23 protein-coding genes and 2 tRNA genes are annotated in these 24,868 nt (G+C 63.1%); 4 read left to right on the top strand and 21 right to left on the bottom strand.

Going from position 1 to position 24,868, the window contains the following annotated elements; all coding sequences use genetic code 11:
* Positions 1-216 precede the first annotated feature (216 nt).
* The gene (locus tag FVP60_RS10385; RefSeq protein ID WP_246132565.1) at positions 217-1,953 is read right to left on the bottom strand and encodes an acyl-CoA dehydrogenase family protein; all 1,737 of its coding nucleotides are present in this window, start codon (positions 1,951-1,953) and stop codon (positions 217-219) included.
* 274 nt (positions 1,954-2,227) lie between these two features.
* On the opposite strand from FVP60_RS10385, the gene FVP60_RS10380 reads away from it, so the two are divergent.
* Positions 2,228-2,974 carry a FadR/GntR family transcriptional regulator gene (locus tag FVP60_RS10380; RefSeq protein WP_147826209.1) on the top strand — a complete coding sequence of 249 codons (747 nt, stop codon included), beginning with the start codon at positions 2,228-2,230 and terminating at the stop codon, positions 2,972-2,974.
* Between the two features lie 83 nt (positions 2,975-3,057).
* On the opposite strand, the gene FVP60_RS10375 is transcribed toward FVP60_RS10380, so the two are convergent.
* From FVP60_RS10375 to FVP60_RS10330, 10 genes are all read right to left on the bottom strand, one after another.
* Positions 3,058-3,885, bottom strand: coding sequence for an SDR family NAD(P)-dependent oxidoreductase (locus tag FVP60_RS10375; protein ID WP_147826208.1), 828 nt, complete (start codon positions 3,883-3,885; stop codon positions 3,058-3,060).
* Between the two features lie 75 nt (positions 3,886-3,960).
* On the bottom strand, positions 3,961-4,947 hold the full coding sequence (locus FVP60_RS10370) for an alpha-ketoacid dehydrogenase subunit beta (protein ID WP_147826207.1): 987 nt from the start codon (positions 4,945-4,947) through the stop codon (positions 3,961-3,963).
* Positions 4,948-4,949: 2 nt separating this feature from the next.
* Positions 4,950-5,924, bottom strand: coding sequence for a thiamine pyrophosphate-dependent dehydrogenase E1 component subunit alpha (locus FVP60_RS10365; protein ID WP_147826206.1), 975 nt, complete (start codon positions 5,922-5,924; stop codon positions 4,950-4,952).
* 7 nt (positions 5,925-5,931) lie between these two features.
* The gene (locus tag FVP60_RS10360; RefSeq protein WP_147826205.1) at positions 5,932-6,159 is read right to left on the bottom strand and encodes a biotin/lipoyl-containing protein; all 228 of its coding nucleotides are present in this window, start codon (positions 6,157-6,159) and stop codon (positions 5,932-5,934) included.
* A 22-nt stretch (positions 6,160-6,181) separates the two neighbouring features.
* Positions 6,182-7,090 (bottom strand): PCC domain-containing protein, encoded by a 909-nt coding sequence (locus FVP60_RS10355; protein WP_147826204.1) that lies wholly within the window; start codon positions 7,088-7,090, stop codon positions 6,182-6,184.
* 125 nt (positions 7,091-7,215) lie between these two features.
* Entirely contained in the window at positions 7,216-7,983 is a 768-nt protein-coding gene (locus tag FVP60_RS10350) for an SDR family NAD(P)-dependent oxidoreductase (RefSeq protein WP_147826203.1), read from the bottom strand.
* A 21-nt stretch (positions 7,984-8,004) separates the two neighbouring features.
* A complete protein-coding gene (locus tag FVP60_RS10345; protein WP_147826202.1) occupies positions 8,005-9,486 on the bottom strand; it encodes a TRAP transporter large permease in 1,482 nt (493 codons plus the stop codon).
* Positions 9,483-10,109 (bottom strand): TRAP transporter small permease, encoded by a 627-nt coding sequence (locus FVP60_RS10340; protein WP_147826201.1) that lies wholly within the window; start codon positions 10,107-10,109, stop codon positions 9,483-9,485. The genes FVP60_RS10345 and FVP60_RS10340 overlap by 4 nt, the downstream gene beginning before the upstream one ends.
* Before the next feature lie 53 nt (positions 10,110-10,162).
* Positions 10,163-11,182, bottom strand: a complete 1,020-nt coding sequence (locus tag FVP60_RS10335) for a DctP family TRAP transporter solute-binding subunit (protein ID WP_222705921.1) — start codon at positions 11,180-11,182, stop codon at positions 10,163-10,165.
* 354 nt (positions 11,183-11,536) lie between these two features.
* Positions 11,537-12,520: an AEC family transporter gene (locus FVP60_RS10330; protein ID WP_147826200.1), complete on the bottom strand. Its 984-nt coding sequence runs from the start codon at positions 12,518-12,520 to the stop codon at positions 11,537-11,539.
* 116 nt (positions 12,521-12,636) lie between these two features.
* Between FVP60_RS10330 and FVP60_RS10325 the strand changes: the two genes are divergently transcribed.
* Positions 12,637-13,380, top strand: a complete 744-nt coding sequence (locus FVP60_RS10325; protein ID WP_246132564.1) for a 2-oxo acid dehydrogenase subunit E2 — start codon at positions 12,637-12,639, stop codon at positions 13,378-13,380.
* 216 nt (positions 13,381-13,596) lie between these two features.
* Here the strand turns inward: FVP60_RS10325 and FVP60_RS10320 are convergent.
* The 6 genes from FVP60_RS10320 to serS form a co-directional block, all read right to left on the bottom strand.
* Positions 13,597-13,688 (bottom strand) — tRNA-Ser (locus FVP60_RS10320).
* Positions 13,689-13,815: 127 nt separating this feature from the next.
* Positions 13,816-15,129 (bottom strand): LCP family protein, encoded by a 1,314-nt coding sequence (locus FVP60_RS10315; RefSeq protein WP_246132563.1) that lies wholly within the window; start codon positions 15,127-15,129, stop codon positions 13,816-13,818.
* Positions 15,130-15,173: 44 nt separating this feature from the next.
* Positions 15,174-15,258: transfer RNA gene (locus FVP60_RS10310), tRNA-Ser, on the bottom strand.
* 131 nt (positions 15,259-15,389) lie between these two features.
* On the bottom strand, positions 15,390-16,223 hold the full coding sequence (locus FVP60_RS10305) for a hypothetical protein (protein WP_147826199.1): 834 nt from the start codon (positions 16,221-16,223) through the stop codon (positions 15,390-15,392).
* A 15-nt stretch (positions 16,224-16,238) separates the two neighbouring features.
* On the bottom strand, positions 16,239-17,060 hold the full coding sequence (locus FVP60_RS10300) for an HAD-IIB family hydrolase (RefSeq protein WP_147826198.1): 822 nt from the start codon (positions 17,058-17,060) through the stop codon (positions 16,239-16,241).
* Positions 17,057-18,322 (bottom strand): serine--tRNA ligase, encoded by a 1,266-nt coding sequence (gene serS / locus FVP60_RS10295; protein ID WP_147826197.1) that lies wholly within the window; start codon positions 18,320-18,322, stop codon positions 17,057-17,059. Before serS ends, FVP60_RS10300 begins: the two co-directional genes overlap by 4 nt.
* 42 nt (positions 18,323-18,364) lie before the next feature.
* Between serS and FVP60_RS10290 the strand changes: the two genes are divergently transcribed.
* Positions 18,365-19,378: a diacylglycerol/lipid kinase family protein gene (locus FVP60_RS10290; protein ID WP_147826196.1), complete on the top strand. Its 1,014-nt coding sequence runs from the start codon at positions 18,365-18,367 to the stop codon at positions 19,376-19,378.
* 4 nt (positions 19,379-19,382) lie between these two features.
* Here the strand turns inward: FVP60_RS10290 and FVP60_RS10285 are convergent, their stop codons facing one another.
* The 3 genes from FVP60_RS10285 to FVP60_RS13065 all read right to left on the bottom strand — a co-directional run bounded on the left by FVP60_RS10285 (position 19,383) and on the right by FVP60_RS13065 (position 21,918).
* The gene (locus tag FVP60_RS10285) at positions 19,383-20,108 is read right to left on the bottom strand and encodes a hypothetical protein (RefSeq protein WP_147826195.1); all 726 of its coding nucleotides are present in this window, start codon (positions 20,106-20,108) and stop codon (positions 19,383-19,385) included.
* A gap of 116 nt (positions 20,109-20,224) precedes the next feature.
* Positions 20,225-21,673, bottom strand: a complete 1,449-nt coding sequence (gene cls, locus FVP60_RS10280) for a cardiolipin synthase (RefSeq protein WP_147826194.1) — start codon at positions 21,671-21,673, stop codon at positions 20,225-20,227.
* A gap of 68 nt (positions 21,674-21,741) precedes the next feature.
* A complete protein-coding gene (locus FVP60_RS13065) occupies positions 21,742-21,918 on the bottom strand; it encodes a hypothetical protein (protein ID WP_187240639.1) in 177 nt (58 codons plus the stop codon).
* Between the two features lie 132 nt (positions 21,919-22,050).
* On the opposite strand from FVP60_RS13065, the gene FVP60_RS10275 reads away from it, so the two are divergent.
* Positions 22,051-23,109 carry a DUF4192 domain-containing protein gene (locus FVP60_RS10275; protein WP_147826193.1) on the top strand — a complete coding sequence of 353 codons (1,059 nt, stop codon included), beginning with the start codon at positions 22,051-22,053 and terminating at the stop codon, positions 23,107-23,109.
* A 129-nt stretch (positions 23,110-23,238) separates the two neighbouring features.
* On the opposite strand, the gene lysS is transcribed toward FVP60_RS10275, so the two are convergent.
* Positions 23,239-24,762, bottom strand: a complete 1,524-nt coding sequence (gene lysS, locus FVP60_RS10270; protein ID WP_147826192.1) for a lysine--tRNA ligase — start codon at positions 24,760-24,762, stop codon at positions 23,239-23,241.
* Positions 24,763-24,868 lie beyond the last annotated feature (106 nt).

The raw sequence follows: 24,868 nt of genomic DNA, 5'->3' as shown, positions 1-24,868 counted from the left end.
GCTCCTCCCCCGTCCATATGCGAGCGCACCCGCCCCTGCCTGGTTCCGCCACCGCGCACCCTCCCACCTCCCCGAAACACATTTTGGTCGGCGAAACCCCACCGCGCCGCATGTTTCTCGCCGACCAGAGTGCGTTTCGCGCGCCCAGGAGACGAAAGACGGAACCACGTGCTCGGGTCGCGAGCACGTGGTTCCGGTTCTCAGAGGGGTGAAGCGTTAGGCAACTTCCCCCGCGGCGACCGTCTCGGCGAGGGCGTGCACGCGCGGCAAGTGGTGGCTGCCGTAGAAGTCGGCGATGGTGAGGCGCTCGGACGTTGTCTTGCCATCGTCGAGCACGGCGATCGCCGCGAGCGCGTGCATCCAGCCGCCCGAAAGAGTGCCAAGCAGCATGAGATACGGCACGCTCACCGCGTACGCGTCACGCGGGGAGGCGGCGAAACCGACGAGCGCCGCGGTTGCCCGGCGCGCGGAGTCAATGGCGCGGGTGAGGCGATCGGCCAGGCGGGTTGCCACCGGGTGGTCGAAGGCCGAAAGGGCCGTGACGGTCTCACCCATGGCGACGAACAGCGCCTCGGCGGTCGCGCCCTGGTTGCGAATCACCTTGCGACCGACCAGGTCGTTGGACTGAATCGCGGTCGTGCCCTCATAGATCGGCATGATGCGCGCGTCGCGGTAATGCTGCGCAGCACCAGTCTCTTCGATGAATCCCATGCCGCCGTGCACCTGAATGCCGTCGCTGGTGACGATGAGCGCGTCTTCTGTCGCCCACCCCTTCAAGATCGGAACAAAGAATTCGGCGAGTTCACCGGTTCCGTCTTCGGCGGCACGGTCAAAGAGATCGGCGGTGTAGACGCCGAGCGCACGCATCGCATAGATGTCGCTGCGCATCGACAACAGCAGGCGACGCACATCCGGGTGCTCCGAGATGGGCGCCCCGCCGTCACGGCCGATGACGGGACCCTGCAGGCGCTGCGTGGCGTACTGCAGCGCGCCCTGGTAGGCGCGCTCCGAGATGCCGGTGGCCTGAAAACCCATGCCAACACGTGCCGAGTTCATCATCACGAACATGCCGGCAAGACCGCCGTGCAGATCGCCAACGAGGTAGCCAACCGCGCCGTCGTAGTTGAGCACGGCCGTCGGGCTCGCGTGAATTCCGAGCTTGTGCTCGAGCGACACGGTGCTGACCCCGTTGCGGGTGCCGAGCGTTCCGTCTGCATTCACCAGGTACTTCGGAACCACGAAGAGCGAGAGTCCGCGGGCACCTTCGGGGGCATCTGGCGTGCGGGCAAGCACAAGGTGCACGATGTTTTCGGCCACCTCGTGGTCGCCCCACGTGATGAAAATCTTGTCGCCCTTGAGCGACCACGAGCCATCGGGCTGCGGGGTCGCCATCGTGCGAATGGCGCCGAGGTCGGTGCCAGCCTCCGGCTCCGTGAGGTTCATGGTTCCGGTCCACTCCCCCGAAACCAACTTGGTCAAATAGGTCTCACGGATCGCGTCAGATGCCTTGGCATCGAGCGCGTGAATCTGACCCTGCGTCAGCAGCCAGCTGAGCGCAAAAGCGGCGTTTGCCGAGTTCCAAATCTCGCCCAGCGCGGCGCGCACGGCGTCGGGCAGGCCGTCACCGCCCGCGGAGGCGGGCGCCTCGGCGCTGATCCATCCGCCTTCAACCATCTCGCGATACGCCTCGGCGTAACCGTCGGGCAACTGCACGGTGCCATCAACGAGGCGGGCACCCTCGGTGTCGCCAATGCGACTCAGCGGCGCCAGCACACTGGCGGCAAAATCGCCTGCGTGCTGAACAATGTCGGTTGCGTCTTCGGCGTTGAGGGCACCATCGGTGGAACGGGCGATGAGGTCAAGCCCGAACGCGCGCGAATACAGAAAGCGGTAGTCGTCGACAGGGGCGGTGTACAGCGATTCACGCACGGCAATATCTCCTTCTGTGGGCAAGCCCTCCGAGTATACGAACCCTCTCACCCGAACCCGACACTTTAGGAGGGGTTCTACAAATGGGCGCGTCCGTCGACATCGTGAAGAATGTACCGCGCGATCCTGTTCTCGCGCGAGAAAAGGATGGTTTTCACCGCGATAGCCGCCTGTGAGCGCCACCCGAATTTAAATGCCAATATCGTTATGATCAGGCAGTATCGTCAGGTAGAACCAATAGAATTGGTGATGATCACGGGGGAATCGGTTCTCCCTGCCTGCTGAAAGGGGGCCCGAGATGAATGACGACGCCGTCACGGTCAACGCGCCCGCAGAACCCAACGAGATGACGCCTGACGCGAGCAACTTCGCCGCAAGCCTCATCAACGATGGGGCGCTGAGTTCTCTGGTCAATCTGCTGCTCACCATGCAACCGGGCCAGCAGCTTCCGAGTGAGCGTGATCTCACGCAGCAGCTCGGACTCAGCCGCAATACGCTGCGCGACCGGATCGCCCGCCTCGAGTCGATGGGGGCGCTACAGCGCAAGGAGCGCCTCGGCACGTTCTACACGGGCGTGCAACCCAAGCAAACGGGCGATGTGCTGGTGCTCAGCATGATGTTCCATCAGATGACGCTTGACTCACTGATTTCGGTACGCCATGCCCTCGAACGCCAGGCTGCCGTCGAAGCGGCGAAGACGGCGACGGAAGAAAACCTGGCGGCACTTGCCGCGAGCGCCGCTGCCATGCACTCGACCACCGACGGCAAGGCACTGTTCGATGCCGACATCGAGTTTCACCGTGCGCTTTTCGCCGCCTCAGACTCCCCCGCCCTGGTGTTCTTTTCCCAGGCCCTGCAGCCGATTCTGCAGGGCACGCTGCAACATCTTTCGCTCGCGCAAGACTTCGAGACCATGCGCTCGGTACATGACAGCATCTTGCACAGCGTCACGGCCGGCGACACCCATGGCGCGACCGAGGCGATTGATGCCCACTTCGCGTGGCTGGACGTGCTGCGCGATCGCGAGAGCGCGGCCGACGCCTAGAGCGGAACCACGCAAGCGGCGGACCGCCTCCGAAAACGAATCAAGGCGGCGCCAGCACGAGCTGGCGCCGCCTTTCGCGACTCCTACCGCGCGTGTGCTGGCGGAGCAGAGCTCTGCACGAGACCGCCGTCAACGGGCAGGCACACGCCGTTGACGTATCGCGACTCGTCAGACGCCAGAAACAGCGCGGCATTAGCCACGTCAAACGAGGTGCCCATGCGACCCGTGGGTGACAGGGCGTCTCGAGCGGCCACCATCTCTTCGACGGTGTCGTACGCCCCGCTGATCTGCTTGTAGATCATGGGGGTGTTGATGTACCCGGGAGCGATGGTGTTGGCACGTATGCCCTGAGCGGCATACTCCAAAGCCAGGTTCTGCGTGAACTGCGTTACCGCGCCCTTCGTTGCCGAATAGCTCGGGTAGTTGTAGCCGATGTAGCGCATGCCGCCCACGGAGCCCACGTTGATGATGCTGCCGGAACCCTGGGCGACCATGTGCGGAAGCACATGCTTGCAGGTCAAGAAGACGCTGGTGAGGTTGACGTTGAGCATGAGGTTCCACTCGTCGATGGGCTGCTCAATGGGCCCACCCATGCGGGCGATGCCGACGTTATTGTGCAACACATCGATGCGCCCAAACCGTTGTACGGTGGTCGCAACCGCCGCGCTCACCTCCGCATCATCGGTGACATTGCCGACGATACCGAGCACTGCGGGCTGCAGGCCAAGCGCGGTGAGATCGTCGATGATGCGCTGCACAGCGCCGTCGACGGCGTCTTGATTCATGTCGACGATGGCGACATTTGCGCCCTCGCGAGCGTAGGTCAGCGCAGTCGCCAGCCCATTGTTGATTTCGCCCCCGATGGATCCACCACCAAACACCAGTGCGGTCTTGTTGAGCAGCCGGTTCACGTTCTTGCCTTTCACGTCATCATGCGTTTTTCGCGGAGGGAGGAGCGCATGAGACTCCTCCCTCCGGCTACGGCGTTACGCCAGCGTCTTCTTTACGGCGGCGACGATGTCGTCCTTCGACGGAATGACTGCCTCTTCCAGCGTCTGCGCGTACGGAATCGGTGTGCGGGCCGCGCCAACGCGAACCGGAGCGGCGTCAAGCTTGTCCCAGGCCGCTTCCACGGTCTGCGCAACAAACTCGGCACCCCAGCCATAGTCGCGAACCGCCTCGTGGCCGACGACCAGGTGGCGCGTCTTGCCGACCGACGCGTACACGGCGTCCATATCGAACGGGTACAGCGTGCGCGGGTCGATAATCTCAACCTCGATGCCCTCGGCCGCCAGCTCTTCTGCAGCAGCCAGCGAGTAGTTCAGAATCTGCTGCGTTGCCACGATGGTGGCGTGCTGACCCTCACGAGCAATGCGCGCCTGACCGAACGGGATCGGCTGAAAATCGACCGGCCCCTTGTCGTAGTACATGTTCTTGTGCTCAAGAAAGATGGTCGGGTTGTCGGACTTCGCGGCCGTACGCAACAGTCCATACGCGTCGCCGGGGGTGCCGGGAACCACGACCTCGAGCCCAGGAATGTGAGCAAAGAGCGTCTCCAGCGACTGGGAGTGCTGGGCGGCCTTGCCGATGCCGGAACCACCATTGCTGCGGATCACGAGTGGCGTATCAAACTGCCCGCCAAACATGTAACGCGCCTTCGCTGCCTGGTTGATGATGCCGTCAAAGCCGAGGAACGAGAAGTCCGAATACATGATCTCGAGAATCGGACGGACTCCACGCGTTGCGGCAGCCGAGACGGCTGCAAGCAGCACCTCTTCGCTGATGGGGGTGTCCATCACGCGTTCCGCACCGAACTTCTTCTTCAGCCCGCGCGTCACGCCGTAGGTGCCACCGCCCGTTCCCCACGTGGTGATGTCTTCACCCAGGGTGAATGACTCGGGAAACTCCTCCATGATGTCGTGCATGGCGGCGTTCAACGCGCGCCAGGTCACCAAATCTTTCGTTTCGGCCATGATCATGCCCCCTTCGCGTAGACATCGGTGAAGGCTTCGGAGGCCTCCGGAAATGGCGAGTTGCGAGCAAACTGCTCGGCGGCTTCAACCTCGGCGAACAGCACGTCGCGGCGGGCCTCCCACTGCTCGGCCGTGATGATGCCCTGGGCAATCAGCTCGGCGAGCAACTTCTCGATGGGGTCGTTTGCCTTCGCGGCTTCGACCTCTTCCTTGGTGCGGTAAATCTCGGTGTCTCCGGCCATGTGGCCGAGGTAGCGATAGGTCTCAAGCACCAGCAGTGTCGGCCCCTCACCCGCGCGGGCGCGTTCAACGGCGGCCGTCGCGAGCTCAAAAACTTCCTGCAGGTTCATGCCATCGCCGCTAAACGACGGAACACCGTATGCCTCGCCACGGCGCGTGAGATCGGGCTGCGCCACCATCTCCTCGACCGCCGACGACTGCGCGTAGTGGTTGTTCTCCAACACGAAGATCACCGGCAACTTCCAGATCGCTGCGAGGTTGAATGCCTCGGCCAGCACGCCCTGGTTCGATGCACCATCACCAAAGTAGGAGACGGCAACCGTGTTGTCGCCCTTGACCTTGGATGCCAAAGCCGCACCGGTGGCAATGCCAATTCCGGCGCCAACGATGCCATTGGTTCCGAGCACGCCAATCTCTTTTGCACCGATGTGCATCGATCCACCCTTGCCCGAGCAGTATCCGTCAGCCCGGCCCAGAATCTCAGCCATGGTGCGACCAAAGTCGGCACCCTTGGCGAGCGTGTGCGCGTGGCCACGGTGGGTCGAGGCAATCGCGTCGTCATCGGTCAGGGCGAGCGAAACGCCAACGGCGATCGCCTCCATGCCCAGTGATGGGTGGGTCGATCCGCGAATCAATCCTTCATCCGAGAGCAGCGGCATGCGGCGCTCGAACTCGCGAATCTTCGCCATGAGTTCGAGGCCTGAAAGGCCCTGCTCTGCTGCGTTGTAGTCAGCCATGGTTGTCCTAGTCGATCGTGGCGATGGTCTCGTCGAGTTCGACGAGTTCGCCCGCTTCCTTCTTGATCGTGATGACGCCGTCAGCCGGAGCTTCCAGCTCGCTCACGAGCTTCGACGTCTCAAATGACGCGATCGGCTGGCCCGCGGCAACGGTTGCGCCGTCTTCGACGAGCCATTCCACGAGGTCGGCTTCTTCTTCATCGCCCAGCAGGTCTTTGGTGAGGTTCACGTCCATGGTGGTTCTCCTTTGTCAGGTCTTAAGCCGCGCGACGAATGACGTCGACGGCCGGGGTATCAATACGTTGGATGGTCAGTTCAAAAGTGGCTGCGACCAGGTTTTCGCCTGGAACCAGTTCGCCGGCGTGAATCACGCCGTGGCGGTCAACCAGTGTCGCGGTGAGCCGCACGGCCAGTTCGCCACCGATCGTGCGTACATCGCCGACGAGCGCGATGACTTCGGTCGCCGGACCGTCGGCGAGGCGGATCTGGCCGGTAGCACGGTCGATGAATGTGGCGCCCACGAAGCTGCCGAGGCCCGCACGTACCGAGGCGGTCTCGTAGCCCGCCTCGCGGCATACCCGCAGCACGGCGTCGGTGATGTCGATATTGGGCAGCACCCGGGCGATAACGGTGCCCTCTGCTGCGGTTTGCGCCTCGTACATGGTGCTCCTCCGCTTCACCGGCGTAAACACCGGCATGTGGGTTTCTGGGTCGGTTGTGCTCTGCCATTGGGCTCCGTAAATGCCGGTCACAACGGCAAACGGGGCGTTGTGACCGGGCTCGGTTTCAAGCCACACATGGCCGCCCTCGAAGGTGCCGTCTGTGGTCTGCCAGAAGCAGTGACTGTGCATATAGGGCGCGCCATCGCGCACGCCGAGAGTGACGGAACCGTACATCAGGTGCGCGGCGTCGTGCTCGCGGGTCTCGGAGAAGCTGAGCGCCTTTTCGGCGGTCGCAACATCGGGAACGCAGTAGCTCAGCGGGGCGTAGTCGCCGCCGTGAATCTCGGCGAAGCCGCTGTCGGTTCCGAGCGCCGCCAGGGTTTCGTGCAGCTGGTCGATGAGGGGGCGGTCATCGGTCAGCACGCACATCGCGCGCCGCGTTGCGACGTTTTGGGCGATGATTCGGGGTTCGGTCTTGGGACCGGGATGAACCAGAGGTTGCATGAGGTCTCCTTTCAGCTTGTGACCTGTGAAAGGTTTTTGGGGTCCGCAGTTAGCCCCTCTCGTGTGGGGCTAACCGGTGTGCTCCCGGGTTGGGGAGCACACCAGACGTTCGGCAGGTGCCTGGATCAGCCGATCGCGGTTCCTCCGCACACCTTCAGCGTCTCGCCCGTGATGTACGTGGCGCCGGAGGAGGCGAGGAAGGCAACGGCTGTTGCGATGTCTTCGGGCTGGCCAATGCGCTTAATCGGCTGCGCATCGACCGGGTAGGGAACGCCCTTAGTCATCGGTGTCTCGACGGGCCCGGGGGCCACCGAGTTGCATGTGATACCCAGCGGGCCAACTTCTTTCGCCACCCATTTGGTGAACGCGATCACGCCACCCTTCGAGGCGGCATAGGCGGGCCCGGTGCGCGCTGCGCCGTCGCCGCCGGAGTTAGCTCCACCGATGATGCCGGAGATGGAACTCACGTTCACGATGGCTCCGGAACCAGCGTCGCGCATGTGCGGATACACCGCGTTCTGCGTCATCAGGAACGTTCCCTTGAGGTTTGTCTCGAGGTCGCGATCCCAAATCTCATCCGTCATGTCTTGAAGGCTGAGGCGGCCCGCCGTGCCGGCGTTGTTCACCAGCACGTCGAGCGAGCCCCAGTCTGCGACAAGCCCGTCGAGGCAGGCTTTGACGGCTGCGCGATCACGAATGTCCACGATCTCGCTCCGCGCTCGCGTGGTTCCGCCCGTCGCCTGCGCAATGCGCGAGACGGTGTCTGCGCCGTCGATCACATCGACGATCAGAATGTCAGCGCCACGGCTGGCGAGTTCAATGGCGATGGCTGCGCCGATGCCGCCGCCAGCACCGGTGACCACGGCCACCTTGCCTGCGAAATCTTGTGACATGTCATGTCTCCTTTGCGTGCGTTACAGCCCGAGCAAGTCAGGCAAGAAGTTGCTGATCGCGGGCACGAAGGTGACGAGCATGAGCACGCCAACGCCACAGGCGATGAACGGCAGCACACCCTTGGCGGCCTCGGCGAACGAGATCTTCGCGATGCCCGCGGCAACGAAGAGGTCGATACCGACGGGCGGGGTGATGAGGCCGATGGCGAGGTTCATGGTCATCATCACGCCGATCGTGGTGAGGTCCATGCCCAGCTCCAGCAGCACCGGAACGAACAGCGGAATGAACAGGTAGAAGGCCGAAATGGCGTCGAGGAACATACCGGCAATCAGCAGCGCGACGTTGATGATCAGAATCAGAATCACCGCGTTGTCGGTGATGCTGAGCATCCAGTCAGCGACGTGCTTGGCAATCTGGTTCCGCGTGATCACGTACGCAAACAGCGTCGCCGACGCGATGATCAGCATGATGCGGCCGGAGAGCATACCCGCCGAGGTGAAGATCTTAAAGACGTCGGAGAACTTCAAGTCCCGCGTGATGAACAGGCCAACAACCAGGGCGTACACCGAGGCGACGGCTGCCGACTCGGTCGGCGTGAAGACGCCGCCGTAAATGCCGCCGAGAATGATAACCGGAACCAGAAGACCAGGAACAGCGGCCAGGAACGCCTTGAAAATGACGCTGCCCGGGGCGCGTTGCGTTCGAAAGCCCAAGCCGCCGCCTGATTCAGCGTTGACGGGGGTGACCTCGTCAATCGTGATGAGGCCGGTGTTGTCGGCGGTGCTTGCGATGCCGCCCGTTGCGGTCACCGTCTGCGTCTTCTGGCGCTTGTTCTTACCCATGACCTTGCTCAGGTGGGCAGAGGCGTTGCCGCCGGCCACCGCCATCTCACGCGGCAAGAAACGCGCAAGCAGATACAGCACAACCACGAGGATCAAACCCGGAACCACACCCGCCATGAAGAGGCGGCCGATGGTCACACGCTCGCCAGAGGAGCCCGCATAGTCTGCGGCCACGACGGCAAACACGATGTACGCGATCGATGGCGGAATGATGATGCCGAGCTCGCCCGAGGTAGCCACCAGCGACGCCGCGTGGCGCTTGCTGTAGCCGTGCTTGACGAGGGCGGGGATCAGAATGCCACCGATCGCCGCGACGGTCGCGGGGCCCGATCCGGAGATCGAGGAGAACAGCAACGCCGTCAAGATCGCGGTGATCGCGATGCCGCCTTTGAGGTGCCCAAAGCAGGCATCAGCAAATTCGATGAGGCGTCGCGAGATCCCGGTGAGCTCCATGATGACGCCGGCCAGGATGAAGAACGGAATCGCGAGCAGCGTCTCCGACGACATGCCGGCGTAAAGAATGCTCGAGGCGGGCGAGAGAGCTTTCACTCCCCCGGTAAACATGATGGTGGCAAAGGCCGACAGGCCCATAGACATCGCCACCGGAATACCGATGAACAGGCACACCAAGAAGGTGCCAAACAAGACGAGTTCAATCATTTCTGTGCACCTTCTTTCGGGTCTGCATCATGGTCATGTGCGTGGGCCTTTGCCGTCGCGGCGTCAACTTCGGCCAGATCGGCGTCGAGTCGGGCCTGCTCCTCGGCCTGAACGCGATCGGCCATTTCGATGGCCTCTGCCTCTTCGCTTGAGAAGGCTTCGCCGCCGCGCAGTTCGATCACCGCGATCTGCACGGTGCGAATCGCGCCGAGCAGAGCGCCCAGCGGCAAGCCCATGGAGAAGATCCACTGCGGAATCTGCAGCGCCGGCGTCAGACGCCCAGATTCAAGCTGCTTGAGGGCCGTTTCGATTCCCAGCCACAGGAAGATCACGAAGAAGATGAGCATGCCGAGGCATACCAGCACCACGATGATCTTGCGGGCGATGCCGCGGGTGGAGTCGCGCAGCAGGGTGAAGGCGGGGTGGGTGCCGAGGCGGGTCGCCGCAGAAGCGCCGACCATCGTCAGTAGCACCGCGAGGTTCACGAGAAGCTCGCTCGTGAACGAGAACGAGGCGTGGAAAACATACCGGGCCACCGCGTTGGCAAAGGCCAACAGCGTGATGAACAAGAACGTGATCGCGATGATCGTGTTTTCCACCCTGCGAAGGATGATGTCAAACATGGGTTGCTCCGATCCTCGAAGGGGCGGCGCTCTTGCACCGCCCCTCCAGAGAACTACTTGGGCTGAACAGCCTCGGCGACCTCGGCGGTCCACTTGCTTTCGTAAGCGTCGTAGACCGGCTGCAGTGCCTCACGGAACGCGGCGAGCTGGTCGGCGTCCAGGGTGCTGACCGTCATCTGCTCTTCCATTTCGGCGAGCTGCGAAGCTTCCTTCTCACGGCTCAGCGTGATCTGGTATTCGTTGGCCTCGGCGGCAGCCTCTTCAACGATCTTCTGGTCTTCAGCACTCAGGTTCTCGAACATTTCCTTGTTCATGCCGAGAATCAGCGGGTCATAAACGTAGTTCCAAACCGAGAGGTACTGCTGAACCTCCATGAGACCGTTCGAGTAGATGACGTCAAACGGGTTCTCCTGACCGTCGATGGTTCCGTTCTGCAGCGAGGTGAACACCTCGGAGAAGTTCATCGTGACGGGGTCGGCACCGAGCTCCTTATAGATGTTGAGGAACAACTCGGAACCAGCAACGCGGAGCTTGAGGCCCTTGATGTCGGCCGGCTCGAGGATCTCGTGCTTGCTGTTGGTGATCTGGCGGAAGCCAGACTCACCAAAGCCCAGCATCTTGATGCCCATGTCATCCGTGAGGGTCGCGTACGCCTCAGCGCCGCCGTCTGCGATGGCCGCGTCAGCCTCGGCGTAGTCGGCGTACAGGAACGGCGCAGTGATGGCCGAGAATCGGGGGTCGATGCCGGAGTAAATGATCGGCGAGTTGTAGGAGAACGCCTTGTCGCCGTTGGCGAGCATCTCAACGCCGGCAGCGGGGTCGCCGCCGGAGAGCTGCTCATTTGCGAAGATGCTGAGCTTCATGCGGCCGTCTGACTTCTCGTCGAGGAGCTCACCAAACTTTTCCGCACCCGCATACCAGGTCGACGTCTCGGAGACCGTGATCGTCATGTCCCATTCGTACGTCTCGCCCTCAGCCGAGCCGCCGTCGGTGCCGCCAGTGGCACCGCCGCCGCAACCAGCGAGCAAAAGCGCGGAAGCCGCGAGGCCTGCTACCAGAGTGGTTTTCTTCACTGTGATCTCCTCCTTGAGATGTGGGTGACCGGTGGGATGTGTGTGTCCGCCCGGATCAGGCACTGTTTGACAGCGGTGATTCCGCGAGATACCCGTTCCGCTTTGTGCCCAGCGGAGGGCATGAACCCATTATGAACCTCCTGGTAGAACCAGGCAAGCCTCTGGTTCGACCAGAGATTTTTTATAGCGAGTTCAAAAACTGCCCATGCGTCGAATCGCCGCGGAATTTCGCGCACCGCCCCGTTATAAAGTTGTTATGTTTAGCCTCGACGGATGGTGACGGCAGCACCGAGCGGCACCCTCGCGCAGCGAGGCGCGGCTACGCGAGCAACCCAATAGCGATCGAGGCGCGGGCTACCCGAGCAGCCCGATGATGAGCGGAATCGTTGCGACCGCAAGCACGCTGGTGACCAACGTCGTCGCGCCAACCAGGCGACTGTCACCGTCGTATTCAAAGGCGACAATGTTCGCGGTAGACGAGACGGGCATCGCCGCCATGATGACGGCGGCGGCACCCCACTGCGGGCTCAGTGCGTCACCCATCAGAAGCACGGCGGCCAGGGTTGCCAGCGGCAGCACGGCCAGCTTGAGCACGGTGGCGACCGCAACCCCACCGGGCGAGACACTGCGGGTACGAAACCCCTCCCACGCCGGCTTGATCGTGAGTCCAACGGCAAACATCGCGGTGGGAATGGCGGCGTTGCCCAGCATCTCGATGCTCGCGGTAATGACCGCGGGCGGGCGCACCTCGGTCACCCCCACAATGACACCCGCAACCACGCTCAGCACCACCGGGTTAAACACGACCGACCGCTTGGCAACCCGCCACAACAACATGCCAATGCCGCCAGCTGCCCGAGCGCGCGTCTCGCGCCCCAGGGTCTTCATCAGCGGATAGCCGACCATAAACAGCACATTGTGAAGGAGTTGGCCCAGCGCCGCGCCGAGCGCCGCTTCCGGCCCCAGCACGCTCAGCACGATGGGCACACCCAGATAACCCACGTTGCCGTAGGTTGACGCGATGGCAAACGCCCCCGGGGCGACGCCAGCAACGTCGTCCGGGCGCTTTCGCACGCGATTGATGGCGATGGCGCCCAGGTAGGCAATCGCGAAGACGAGTGCCGTGACACCCAGCGAGATCGCGATAAACGCGAGCGGAACCCCGTCATTGAGGGGCGCATTAGCGACGGCGATGAAGATGAAGGCGGGTAGCGAGAAGTAGAACACGAACGCATTGAGCCCGGGCTGGGCGCTACGAAATCGTTCGGAAAAGCTGGCCGCCATGCCGACGCCGAGCAGCAGGAACATCGGGGCGATGATTCCGAGTACGTGCAACATGCTGAGTGCCTTTCGCTTCTTCGCGAGTGCCGAGGCGCCCAAGGCGCGTTGACCTGAAGAAGTGTCCGTGTCAGGATACTTCTGGTTCTACCAGCCTAGTCAACGAGGATTCGATCGTGCACAACACCGCCCAAACTCCCGCCGCACAACTCGCCGGAACGACCGAAAAGGTCTCCCGAGTACGCGCCACCATCGCCAAGCGCATGATGGAATCTCTGCAGAATTCCGCGCAACTCACCGCGACCGTCGAGGTCGACCTCGGCGCCGTGTCGGAGATTCGCCAGCGCGAAAAGGAGGCGTTCCGCGAGCGCGAGGGTGCGAGCCTGAGCTACCTCCCCTTCATCGTGCGCGCGGCGATTGAGGCGCTTCAGGAGTACCCCAAGGTGAACGCGACGGTCGATTTCGAAGAGGGCGTTATCCGCTACGCCGAGGCCGAGAACATCGGCATCGCCGTCGATACTCCCCGCGGCCTCCTGGTTCCGGTGATCCACGAGGCGGGCGCCATGAGCGTCGGCGATATCGCGAAGCAGATCGGCGAGATTGGCGGCCGGGCGCGCGAGGGCAAGCTGGGCCTCGCCGACCTCGCAGGCGGAACGTTCACGGTCACCAACTACGGCTCCGTCGGCACGCTGTTTGACACCCCGATCATCAACATGCCGCAGGTCGCCATTCTCGGCACTGGCGCGCTCGTGCGCCGCCCCATTGTGGTGCGCGAGGAGGCTGGCACGGAGACCGTGGCCATTCGCGACATGATGTACCTCTCGCTTAGCTACGACCACCGCCTGGTTGACGGCGCCGACGCCGCCCGCTTTCTCGGCCACGTCAAGGCGCGACTCGAATCCGGCGACTTCACGCTGTAAATACCCAAAAGGGTTGCGGTAGCTCGACGAGCGCCACGGGGCGCTGGGGGTGCGGCGTCATGCCCACCATTTTGTCGTCAGGTTTGTGAAAAACCCGCCATTCTCGTGCAAATTCTTACGACAAAATGATGCTCTGCCTGCAAAATGACGGGCCCGCCTCGGCGTCGCCGGCAACGCGAAAGCCCCGCGTCCGGAAGGGATGCGGGGCTTTTCACGTGGCGGAGACGGAGGGATTTGAACCCTCGGTCCCCTTGCGAGGACTCCACCTTAGCAGGGTGGTGCACTAGGCCTGACTATGCGACGTCTCCGTGGCTTCTCCGGTGAGGAGAAGGCACTCAGCAATACTAACGGGTTCCGGAGCATGATTCGAACCAAAGCGACCGAATACCCAAATCGGCAGCCAACTCCCCCGCAATTTCGGTGCCGCTACGGGCGTCACTCGTTGCTGATGGTTCCGTCTGAACACGTGTTCTGAGCGGCGTTCGTGCCGGTGATCGACTCGGGCAGTGCCCCCGGAACCTCGGTGCCGGGGTCGACGGGAGGCGGAGTTTCTTCGACGATTTCGGTCGGCATCGGCTGACCCGTCGCGTCGTCGAGGCCGTCGCCATCACCGTCGTACATGTTCTCGGCCTGCTGCGCGGCAACTTCGGCCTCGGTGAGCGAGCCACCGGTTCCGCCCGTCACGGTCAGCGTCTGGCCGGAGGCGATCGCCGCCCACAGCGCATCAGCATCGTCGTAGATCGGAACCACGCGGTTCTCGTTGTCGGGGTCGGTCTGCACCGGGTACTGCACAAACACGAAGTCTTCGAACGGCACGTCTTTTACAGCCAGCGCGATCTGCATCAGCGTGTACGGGTCAGCCATGCTGGTCGATGGGTCGATCGCCTCGACGGCCACCTTCGCGAGTCGCAGCAGCGTGCCAGGGTTTGACAGCACCTGCTCGCTCATCAGCTTCTTGACCAGGTTTGACATGTACTGCTGCTGGTTTGAGATGCGGCCGAGGTCGGAACCATTGCCAACGCCGTGGCGCGTGCGCAAGAACTGTAGCGCCTCATAGCCGGAGATCGTACGGGGGCCGGCCTTCCAGTCAATCCCCGTGTGGCGGTCGTACATGTCGCTGCCGATACACACGTCGACGCCGCCGATCGCGTCGGTCATCTGAATGACGCCACCCCAGTTGATCGAGGCGGCAAACTGAATCGGCTGACCGGTTAGCTCGCGCACGGTGGCCACCGTGCAGGCCAGGCCGCCCGTGTTAAAGGCCGAGTTGATCTGCTCTTTGCTCTGGGCCCAGGTGGAGTTGCCGTTGGCGTCGGTGCACTCGGGAATCGGAACCATGAGGTCGCGCGGGAACGAGATGACGGTCACCTTGCGCGGCGGGGCTGAGATGTTCAGCAGCATGAGAACGTCACTGCGTGCGCCGTCTTCACCGTCGCTGCAGCGCTCGCCAAACAGGTCGGCGTATTCGGGCTCGCACACGTCGGTGCCCGCCACCAAGATCTGAACCGGGCCGTCGTAGGCGGCGATGTCGGGCGGCGCCTCGCCGCCAATATCTACGGCATCGGCACTGAACGACGCCGTGAGGTCGGTTGCGATGAACGCGGCGACACCGGCACCCGCAACGAGGAGCGTTGCCAACCCAATGCTGACAAAGCGCACGATCGAACCCCAGGCGCTGGGCGATTTCATCGAACCGTGACGAGCAATGGTGCGGCGGCGGTCGATGTCAGACCGGGTCGTTTCACTCACTCGTATGTGCTCCTACGCTTGCCAAACTTACCGCGCAGTATGTGCGGAAGGTGTGGGATTCGAACCCACGAGACATTGCTGCCCACTGGTTTTCAAGACCAGCTCCATCGGCCACTCGGACAACCTTCCCGAACGAGCGCACTCGTTCGTATGAATGAGTCTAGCCGACTCTTCATTGTGCAGAATGCGCCTGAGCACCTGCTGATGAACGCATGGTCGCACGCTGAATGCCAACTCACGCCGTCACCGGGCAAAAACCGCTAGATCGGCGTGACAGAACCACCAACGCCGTAGCTTCCCGACGCCCGATCTCCCAGCCGCCCGCCCTTGCGTGCAACCGCGGGCGCCATCGTCAGACCCAACTGACCGATGAGCGCCGCCTTCGCCTGTGCCGCCGCGTGGCTTGTGATCAGGCGCTTGCGCTCCAAGACGTCAACGGCCCCGCCAAGGTCATCGCGAACCGCGATAACCGCACCCGGCGGCATCTCGGCCACCTGCTGCTCAAGGTACAAAACCAACGATGATGACTGCTTCGCGGCCGGCGCACCAATGGTTCCGGCAATCATGAGTCCGAGCGGAATGATGGCCATCGCCGCGAACGGAATCACCGTCCACAGCACCTCGTCACTCCAGAGCGAATCGTCGCTGTCGCTCTGCACGCGGCTCCAAATCAGCCACCCGCCAACGGCAGCCGGCACGCTGACAAAAACCGCCATGGCGGCCACGGCACGAAACAGTGTGTGCTTGCCCGCAAATCGTTCGCGCAGCTCAATGGCGGCCAGGATGAGACATCCGACGCCAACGGCAATGGCGAGCGGAACCAAAAGATCGGCGATGAGGTCGGCTTCGGCGAAGAGAAGAAAGCCCAGAGCGACCGCGGGCATGATCAAACTGAGCATGCTCAACAGCCCCAGAAAGCACCCGCCACCGCCGGAACGCATTCTCGCGTTGTGCTCCGCGGGGCCGATCACCATCACGGCGTCATGGACCTTTTCGGCGCCTTCGGCGTTCAGCGCGGCGCGTTCCAATGCCCACCATGATTCGGGTGCCCAGGTGGCGGCTGCCTCCGCATAACTACGCGCGTTCGTGCTCATGCACTCGACGCTATCTCACAGCGCGGGGCGGAGCCCTCGTAGCACCTCGGTTACGCCGCCGTCTTGCACCCGGCGGGTGATGTAACTCGCGGCGTCTTTCACCTCTTCCGGCGCCTGACCCATCGCCACCGCGGTGGCACCATTTTCCTGCGCCCACTCGAACATGCCGAGATCGTTGCGTCCGTCGCCAATCACCACGGTGTTCGCGCGGTCATGTCCGAGCCACGCGCACACCAGATCAAGCGCCGAGCCCTTGTCAACACCCTGCGGTGCGATGTCGAGCCAGGCGGTCCAGCCGACGGCATACGACACCTGGTTGAGGCCGATCGATGACACCAGTTCTGCGAAGGTCTTTTCGTCATGCTCGGGCGATACCACCACAATGCGCGACACCGGCTGCGCCTTGAGCTCGTCAAAGCTCACCTGGTGGGCGAGGTTCAGGCTCCAGTCGTGCATTTCATCGGTATACAACCGCGTGCCGTCGCCGTGCTCGACCATGTAGTGCGCATCAGGAAGATGCTGCTCGAGAATGTCGAGGGCGGGCGCCGGATCAAACACCTCCGTGTGAAATCGCTCGTACTCGCCGCTGTCGGTGAGCTTGTAGATGGCGGCGCCGTTGGCACACACCGCGTACTGCGGCGTGATGCCAAGCATCGTCATGATTCGTCCGGTTGCCGCCCACGAACGCCCGGTCGCAAGCATCACCTCGTGGCCGTCGCGCACCGCCTCGGCAACGGCGTCAAGCACGCCGGGGCTGGGCGATTCGTCTTCCAACACCACCGTGCCGTCAACGTCAAGCGCGATCAACAATCGGTGGCCGCTGGCGTTATCAGTCACGAAAGCGGTTCAAACTTTTCGAGGCCGCCGAGGTAGGGACGAAGGACCTCCGGAACCACGACAGAGCCGTCTGCTTGCTGGTGCGTCTCGAGCAGCGCCACGATCCATCGGGTCGTGGCCAAGGTTCCGTTCAGCGTCGCAACCGGCGTGGTCTTGCCACCATCAGGGCGGTACCGAATGTCGAGGCGGCGCGACTGGTAGGTCGTGCAGTTCGAGGTCGAGGTGAGCTCACGGAAGGCATCCTGGGTGGGAACCCACGCTTCGATGTCGTATTTACGCGCCGCCGATGAGCCGAGGTCGCCCGCGGCCACATCGATCACGCGGTACGCGAGCCCCAGCGACTGCAGCATTTCTTCTTGCCACTGCACCAGGCGAAGGTGCTCGGCCTCGGCCTCCTCTGGCGTCGTGTAGACAAACATCTCCAGCTTGTTGAACTGGTGCACGCGAATGATGCCGCGGGTGTCTTTGCCATGCGATCCGGCCTCACGGCGGTAGCACGTTGACCAACCGGCATAACGCATCGGGCCGCCTGCCAGGTCAAGAATTTCGTCTTTGTGGTAGCCCGCGAGCGCGACCTCGCTGGTTCCGACCAGGTAGAGGTCATCGTCGTCGAGGTGGTAAATCTCATCGGCGTGCTCACCCAAGAAGCCGGTGCCCGCCATGATGTCGGGGCGAACCAAGGTCGGGGTGATCAGCGGCACGAAGCCGTACTTCAGCGCGGTGTTGAGCGCGTGCGTCATCAACGCGATTTCCAGGCGGGCGCCGACACCTCGCAAGAAGTAGAACCGAGCACCAGAAACCTTGGCACCGCGTTCCATGTCGATGGCGCCGAGCATTTCGCCGAGTTCGAGGTGATCGCGCGGCTCGAAATCGAACGACGGAACCTCGCCAACGTGGCGCAACACCACGAAGTCTTTTTCGCCACCGGCGGGCACGCCGTCAATCACGATGTTCTCGATGCGGCGCATCGCCTTGTCGGCAACCTCTTCGGCGGCCGTTGCGTCAGCCTGTGCGGCCTTCACACCTTCGGCAAGCCCCTTGGCCTGAGCGACCAGTTCGGCCTTCTCATCCTTGGGCGCCGCGGCCACCTTCTTGCCGAATGCGTTCTGCTCCGCGCGCAGCTCTTCAAACCGACTGATGGCCGCGCGACGCGACTTGTCTGCTTCGATGGCTTCGTCGACGGTGTCGGCCGAGTGGCCGCGAGCAACCTGCGACTGGCGAATGACATCAGGGTTATCACGAAGGAGCGCGGGATCAATCACAGATGAAGTCTATCCGCAGGCCGCTACCCGTATGCTGTCCCCATGTCCGACGCAGCGGCACCCGCCCCCTCTCGAGCCGCCCTGATCTACAACCCGATCAAGGTTGATTTCTCAGAACTCTCTGAAGAGATCCTGCGACAGTCGGCGAAGGCGGGGTGGGCAACCCCGCTCTTTCTTGAAACCACCGTCGAAGACCTGGGTCAGCAGGTCACCGCCGACGCTCGCGAACTCGGGGCAACGCATATTCTGGTCGCCGGCGGCGACGGAACCGTGCGTGCGGCTATGGAGGCACTCTCCGGCACTGAGGTTCCGCTCACCATCATTCCCAGCGGCACCGGCAACCTGCTCGCGCGCAACCTGCATTTGCCCCTCAACCGCCCGCACGAGGTTATCGCCGCAACGTTCAGCGGCACCGCCACCCCCGTTGATGTCGGCTTTGCGGAGGTGGAGCGCGCAACCGGCTACACCGAACGCCACGGGTTCGTGGTGATGGCAGGCATGGGGTTGGATGCCACAATGATTCAGAACACCAGCGACAAAATGAAGGAGCGGGTCGGCTGGATCGCCTACGTCAGCGGGGCCGCGCGCTCGCTGAAGGGCGCGAAGCCGTTTCGCACGACCTATCAGCTCGCGGGGCATCGCGAACACAGCGGCAAGGTGCACAGCATTCTGTTTGCCAACTGCGGCCAGCTACCCGGCGGCATCGCGCTGCTGCCCGACGCGTCGATTGTCGATGGCCTGCTCGATGTCGCCGTTTTCAAGCCGACGGGGCTCTTTGGCTGGCTGTTTGTGTGGCGCACCGTGTGGTGGGATCACAGCGTTCTCAGCCGCTTTCGCGCCGGGCGCACTCTCGCCAAACGGCGAGCAGGCAACTCAACGCACGTCCATTTTTTGCAGGGCCGTTCGTTAGAGGCAGTGGCGACGGAACCACAGCCCATTGAGCTTGATGGCGATGAATTTGGTGAGGCGGTGCGCATGCGGTGCTTTGTCGAACCCGGCGCGGTCACCGTGATGTTGCCTGCGCCGCACAAGAACGCCGCCGACGCGCGGCTCTGAGCGGCTAGAAGCCGTTCGCGAGCACCTCAACATCGGTCGACGTTTCGCCATCGACGACGGTGAGCGTCTTGACCCCGGCATCGGCGGGAACAAGCGTCACCCGTGGTGCGTAATCAGCCGTGCACGGCGCCATCGGGTCGAGCGCCAGCAGCGTGACGACGAGCGATTCGTCGGTCGTGCCCGCCGTGGTGGATTCGACCTCTGGGACGCAGGTTGACGAGCCATACGTGACCAGGCCGATCGCATTGGGCCCGACGTAGCCGGCCGATGGCATCATCGCCGTCGCATCGGCGATCGGCTCGTCGGCAGCCGCAAGCTCCAGGTTTGTGGTCGCGTCGTTGTAGGTGACCTCCACCGTGACCGGATTGGTCACATCGACTTCCGGCGGCACAGCCACCCCGGTGACACGCGGCTGGAGGTCTCGCGTGCACGGTTGCAGAAGCTCCGGGTCGGTCAGCGCGACGGCAATCGTGTCGCCCTCGCCGGTGACCGTCATGACGGCAGGCACGCAGCTGCCGCTTCCCGTCGTCACGATGCCAATCATGGTTCCGTTCGCCACCCACCCCACGGTGATATCAGCCGGCGCGACGGCCATCTCGTCGGGGGTTTCGGTTGGCGCTGCCGTCGCGCTCGGCGAATCGGTTGGCGAGGTTGATGCCGTGGTGGCACATCCGGAGAGGAGTGCGGCCAGGCCGAGAACAGACGCGGTAACGAGAAGACGATTCCGCATGCTCTAACGGTAGCGAGATTCTGCCTCCGCCGCCTGGTGGTTCCGTGCAGGAAAAACCCGCGGAATTACGCGATTTTTCGCACCTTCGCCGAGAAGTCTCCGCAGGCTTGAGACGATTACTGCAGGGCGGACGTGAGGCGGGCCAGGTTGTCTAGCACCGTCGAACGCAGCGGCTGCTGAGCCCACTCTTCGGCGGTGAGCTGACGGCTGAGTCTGCGGTACTCGCTGGCCACCTCGTCGAGTTCGGCGATGAACTCCTCGCCGCGCACCAGCAACGAAACTTCGAGGTTGAGGCCGAACGAGCGCATGTCCATATTGCTTGACCCGATGACGGCAACCTCATCGTCGATCATGAGCCCCTTGGTGTGCAAAATGTAGGGCTTCGGGTACATCCAAATGGTGATGCCGGCGCGCAAGAGCGCCTCGTAGTAGCTGCGCTGGGCGTGATAGACCAGGGCCTGATCGCCCTCCTCAGAGACGAAGAGTTCGACGGCAACGCCGCGCGCGGTGGCCGCAGTGATTGCCCCGAGCACCGAACTGTCTGGCACAAAGTACGGGCTAATCACGCTGATGCGTTTTTGGGCGGCGTGCAACAGCTCAACGAACAGCCGCTGGTTGTTCTCAAACTCGAAGCCAGGGCCAGACGGAACCACCTGGCAGTCCAGGTCGCCGTCGCTCACCGGCCTTGCAGCCTCGGTTCCGTCATCGGGGATCGTGTCGGTCTCGGAGTACCAGTCGGAGAGGAACACCGCCACCACGCTGGTGACAACGGGGCCTTCGAGGCGCACCATGAGGTCGACCCAGTGCAGGCCGCGTTTGATGTTCTTCGGCAGGTTGTAGGTCGAGTCGGTGACGTTCTGCGAGCCGAGGTACGCGACCATCCCATCGACCACGAGGAGCTTACGGTGATTGCGTAGGTCGGGTCGTTGCGTGTTGCCCTTGAGCGGCTGCACCGGCAACATGAGGTGCCAGTCGGCGCCCATCGCGTCGAGGCGACGAAGGGTTGCCTTATAGAACGGCTTCCAGCGGTTTGCCCAGTGGTCAAGCAGTACGCGCACCGTGACGCCGCGGGCCGCGACCTCTTCGAGCGCGCGAAAGAGGTTGTCGGTCGATGCGTCGGACTGAAATATGTAGAACTCGATGTAGACAAATCGCTCCGCGGTGCGAATTTCTTCGGCCATCGCGTCGAGGCTCTCCTGGTAATCGGAGATGAGGTGAGCGTCGTTATCTCCGACGATCGGCAGGGCGCCAAACGTCGAGTTCATGCGAACGATCGATTGGAACCACTGCGGCGCGTTGGGGCGCAGGGTTCCGCCGTCAATCTGTGCCGCCGCCTCGCGCGCGTACTCATTAATACGGTCTTGCTTGCGCCGTCGTGCGCGCGGCAATCGCGGGTTTCCGATCAGTAAGAACAGGAAAACACCGACGAAGGGAATGAAGTAGATCGCCAGCAACCACGCCATCGCGGCCGTCGGCCTGCGATTTCGCGGAACGATGATGATCGCCGCGATACGAATCGCGAGGTCAACAACGAAGACCGCAACCAGCCACCACGAGATCTCCATTCCCCGCCTTCCCCTCACGCTTAGCGTAGTGGTCGGCGCGGATAATCTCGCTTAACTGAGAATCAGGTCTAGCTGGCTTTCGGGGGCATGCCCCGAGCGGCGCGTTCTTCGGCTTCGATCTGCGCGTAGGTGGAGCGTTCCTTGCGGTCAATGCGCACAATCGATCGCATCACAAAGAAGAAGATCACCGATACGGCGAGGGTCGGCAACAGCGACCAGACAACGGCTGACCAGTAGGGATCCATGCCCGCAGTCTACCGGGCTTGCCTGAGTGTCGTGCGGGCAAACATCTCTCCCCAGCGAGCCTCGGGGGCGCATCTTTCCTCTCTTGGCTGCCGCGTGGTTCCGAGTCATGCACAGCTCGTCACGCTGAAGGCATGACTACAACTTTTCGTGCACACTCAGCCGCCGACCTGCTTTCGGCGATTCCGACAATGGCGGGTTACACCCCGCGCGATTCGATCGTCATTCTGCCGTTTGCCGGTAGCTCCTCGGTCGGGCTCTTTCGCTTTGATCTCCCCCATATTGGGCCACAACAGTTCGCGGCGTCTGCACTCGGCATCGTCTGCCGGCTCGAAGAGGCGACCGGGATGATCGTGGTGCTCTACGCCGACTCTGTCGATGCCACGCCGAACTCAAACCCGTTCGCGCCGGTCACCGAAGCGCTGCGGCTCACCGCAGATGCGTGCGGCATCGAGGTGGGTGATGTCATTACGGTGGCGCGCAACGGCTGGTTCAGCGAGGTCGATAACGTCGTCCATTCCCACCGCGAGATCGGTGATCCGCCTGATGTCGGAGCGCCAAAGCCTAAGGCAAGTCAGAGCAGCGGAACCAGGCTGCCGCGCATAGACGCCGACCGCATGCGCACGATTCGGGCTCAGGTCACGGCGCTGGAGCGTGAGCATGGCAGCGAGTCGCCGCGCGAGATTGTTGAGCGGCTGGGTGACGTACACGCGATTTTTGAAGCGGCCGTCGAAGCTCAGCGCGGCACTGTCGAAGATGATGCCGTACTGCTCTGGCTGGTGGCACGACCGTCACTGCGCGATGTCGCGATGTCGCAGTGGTGCCACGGCATCTCGGCCGGGGCGAAAACGCTCGAGTTTCAACTCGATTGGCTCGATGGATCACCGAACCCGCCCGAAGATCTCTTTCTCATGGGCGAGGGGCCGGCGCCTGACCCCGACCGTCTTCGGGCGGCATTGCGGCGGGTTCGTCAGCTAGCGGCATCCGCCTCTGGCCGCGACCGCGCGGCTCCTCTGGCCTGCGCCGCGTGGCTGAGTTGGGCACTGGGCATGTCGACGCACGCAGCCTCGTACGCGCAGAAAGCACTGCGCGCACAGCCACGCCACGGCCTTGCCCAGATCGTCGCCTCCATCTGCGCCAACGGCCACCTCCCGCTGTGGGCCTTTCCGGCAGAAAACCGCCGGTCGACGTAAGGGGCGGCGCCGGTGAGCGTGCGATTGGGGCGTGAATCGACGATGCGTGGCAGAAACGCCATTGGCGCACCGGCTGAGCGCGCGATACGCCAATGGCGTTGTAGGACTACGTCCCCAGGGGGAAGAGTGTTACTTCACCAGGGGGAAGAGGATGGTCTCGCGAATGCCGAGGCCGGTGATGGCCATCAGCAGGCGGTCGATGCCCATGCCCATGCCACCGGTCGGCGGCATGGCGTGCTCGAGAGCCCGCAAGAATTCGTCGTCGACCGGCATGGCCTCATCGTCGCCGCGCGCGGCAAGCTTCGCCTGCTCAACAAAACGCTCGCGCTGAATGACGGGGTCAATCAGCTCGGAGTAACCGGTTGCGAGCTCGAAACCGCGAACGTAGAGGTCCCACTTTTCGACGACGCCGGGGATGCTGCGGTGTTCGCGCACGAGTGGGCTGGTGTCGACCGGGAAGTCCATGACGAAGGTGGGCCGCTCCAGATCACCCTTCACGAAGTGCTCCCACAGTTCTTCAACATACTTGCCGTGGGTTGCGACCTTCTCCGGAACGTCGACGCCCTCCTTCTCGGCCAGTGCCTTGAGCTCGGCCAGCGGCGTTTGTGGGGTGATGGCGACGCCCGCGGCGGCCGACAGCGAGTCGTACATCGAGATGCGATCCCACTGGCCGCCGAGGTCAAACTCCGTGCCGTCGGCCCACGTGACCGTGGTGGACCCGGAGACGGCGATCGCTGCCTCTTGGATCAGTTCTTGGGTCAAGTCGGCGATGCCGTTGTAGTCGCTGTACGCCTGGTAGGCCTCCAGCATCGCGAATTCGGGGCTGTGCGTGGAGTCGGCGCCCTCGTTGCGGAAGTTGCGGTTGATCTCAAACACCCGGTCAAGCCCGCCGACGACGGCGCGCTTGAGGTAAAGCTCCGGGGCGATCCGCAAGAAGAGTTCGGTGTCGAACGCGTTCGAGTGCGTTACAAACGGACGGGCCGAGGCGCCACCGTGCTGCACCTGCAGCATGGGAGTCTCAACTTCAAGGAAGTCGTGCTTCGCGAAGGTCGCGCGAAGCGACGCGTTCGTCTTGGCGCGGGCAATCGCGTTGGCGCGTGCCTGGTCGCGCACAATCAGGTCAAGAAAACGGCTGCGAACGCGCGTCTCTTCGCTGAGGTCGGAATACATGTTCGGCAGCGGCAAGATGGCCTTTGCCGCGATCTGCCACTCATCCACCATGATCGACAGCTCACCGCGGCGCGACGAAATGACTTCGCCCGAGACAAACAGGTGGTCGCCAAGGTCAACGAGCTCCTTGTAGGCGGCGAGGGACTCTTCGCCAACCTTTGCGAGCGAGATCATCGCCTGAATGCGCGATCCGTCGCCCGCCTGAAGGGTTGCGAAGCACAGCTTTCCGGTGTTGCGGTTAAAGACCACGCGGCCTGCTACGCCCGCGATGACGCCGGTCGCCGTGTCGGCTTCGAGCTCGCCATACTGCTGGCGCAGCGCACCGATCGTCGTGGTAACCGGAACCGTCACCGGGTAGGCACCGCCGGCGAGGTTGTCGCGCTGCTCGATCAGCTTCGCGCGCTTCGCCAGACGAACGGCCTTCTGCTCGAAGATGTCGTCTTCGGTGGGTTCGGTGGGCTCAGCGGACTGCTGGTCAGACATAGGGGTGCTCCTTGTGATCTCAGCCACCAGTTTACCGAGCGCCCACCTGCGAAAAGACCACCGTCACCTCCGAAATGCCCCACTGTCGGGGCACCATCCGAGGTGC

Origin of the sequence: Microbacterium mitrae, from assembly GCF_008017445.1 — a bacterium.
Taxonomy (GTDB): domain Bacteria; phylum Actinomycetota; class Actinomycetes; order Actinomycetales; family Microbacteriaceae; genus Microbacterium; species Microbacterium mitrae.
The sequence above is the reverse complement of the archived record's forward strand: the minus strand, read 5'-3'. Positions and strand labels throughout refer to the sequence as shown.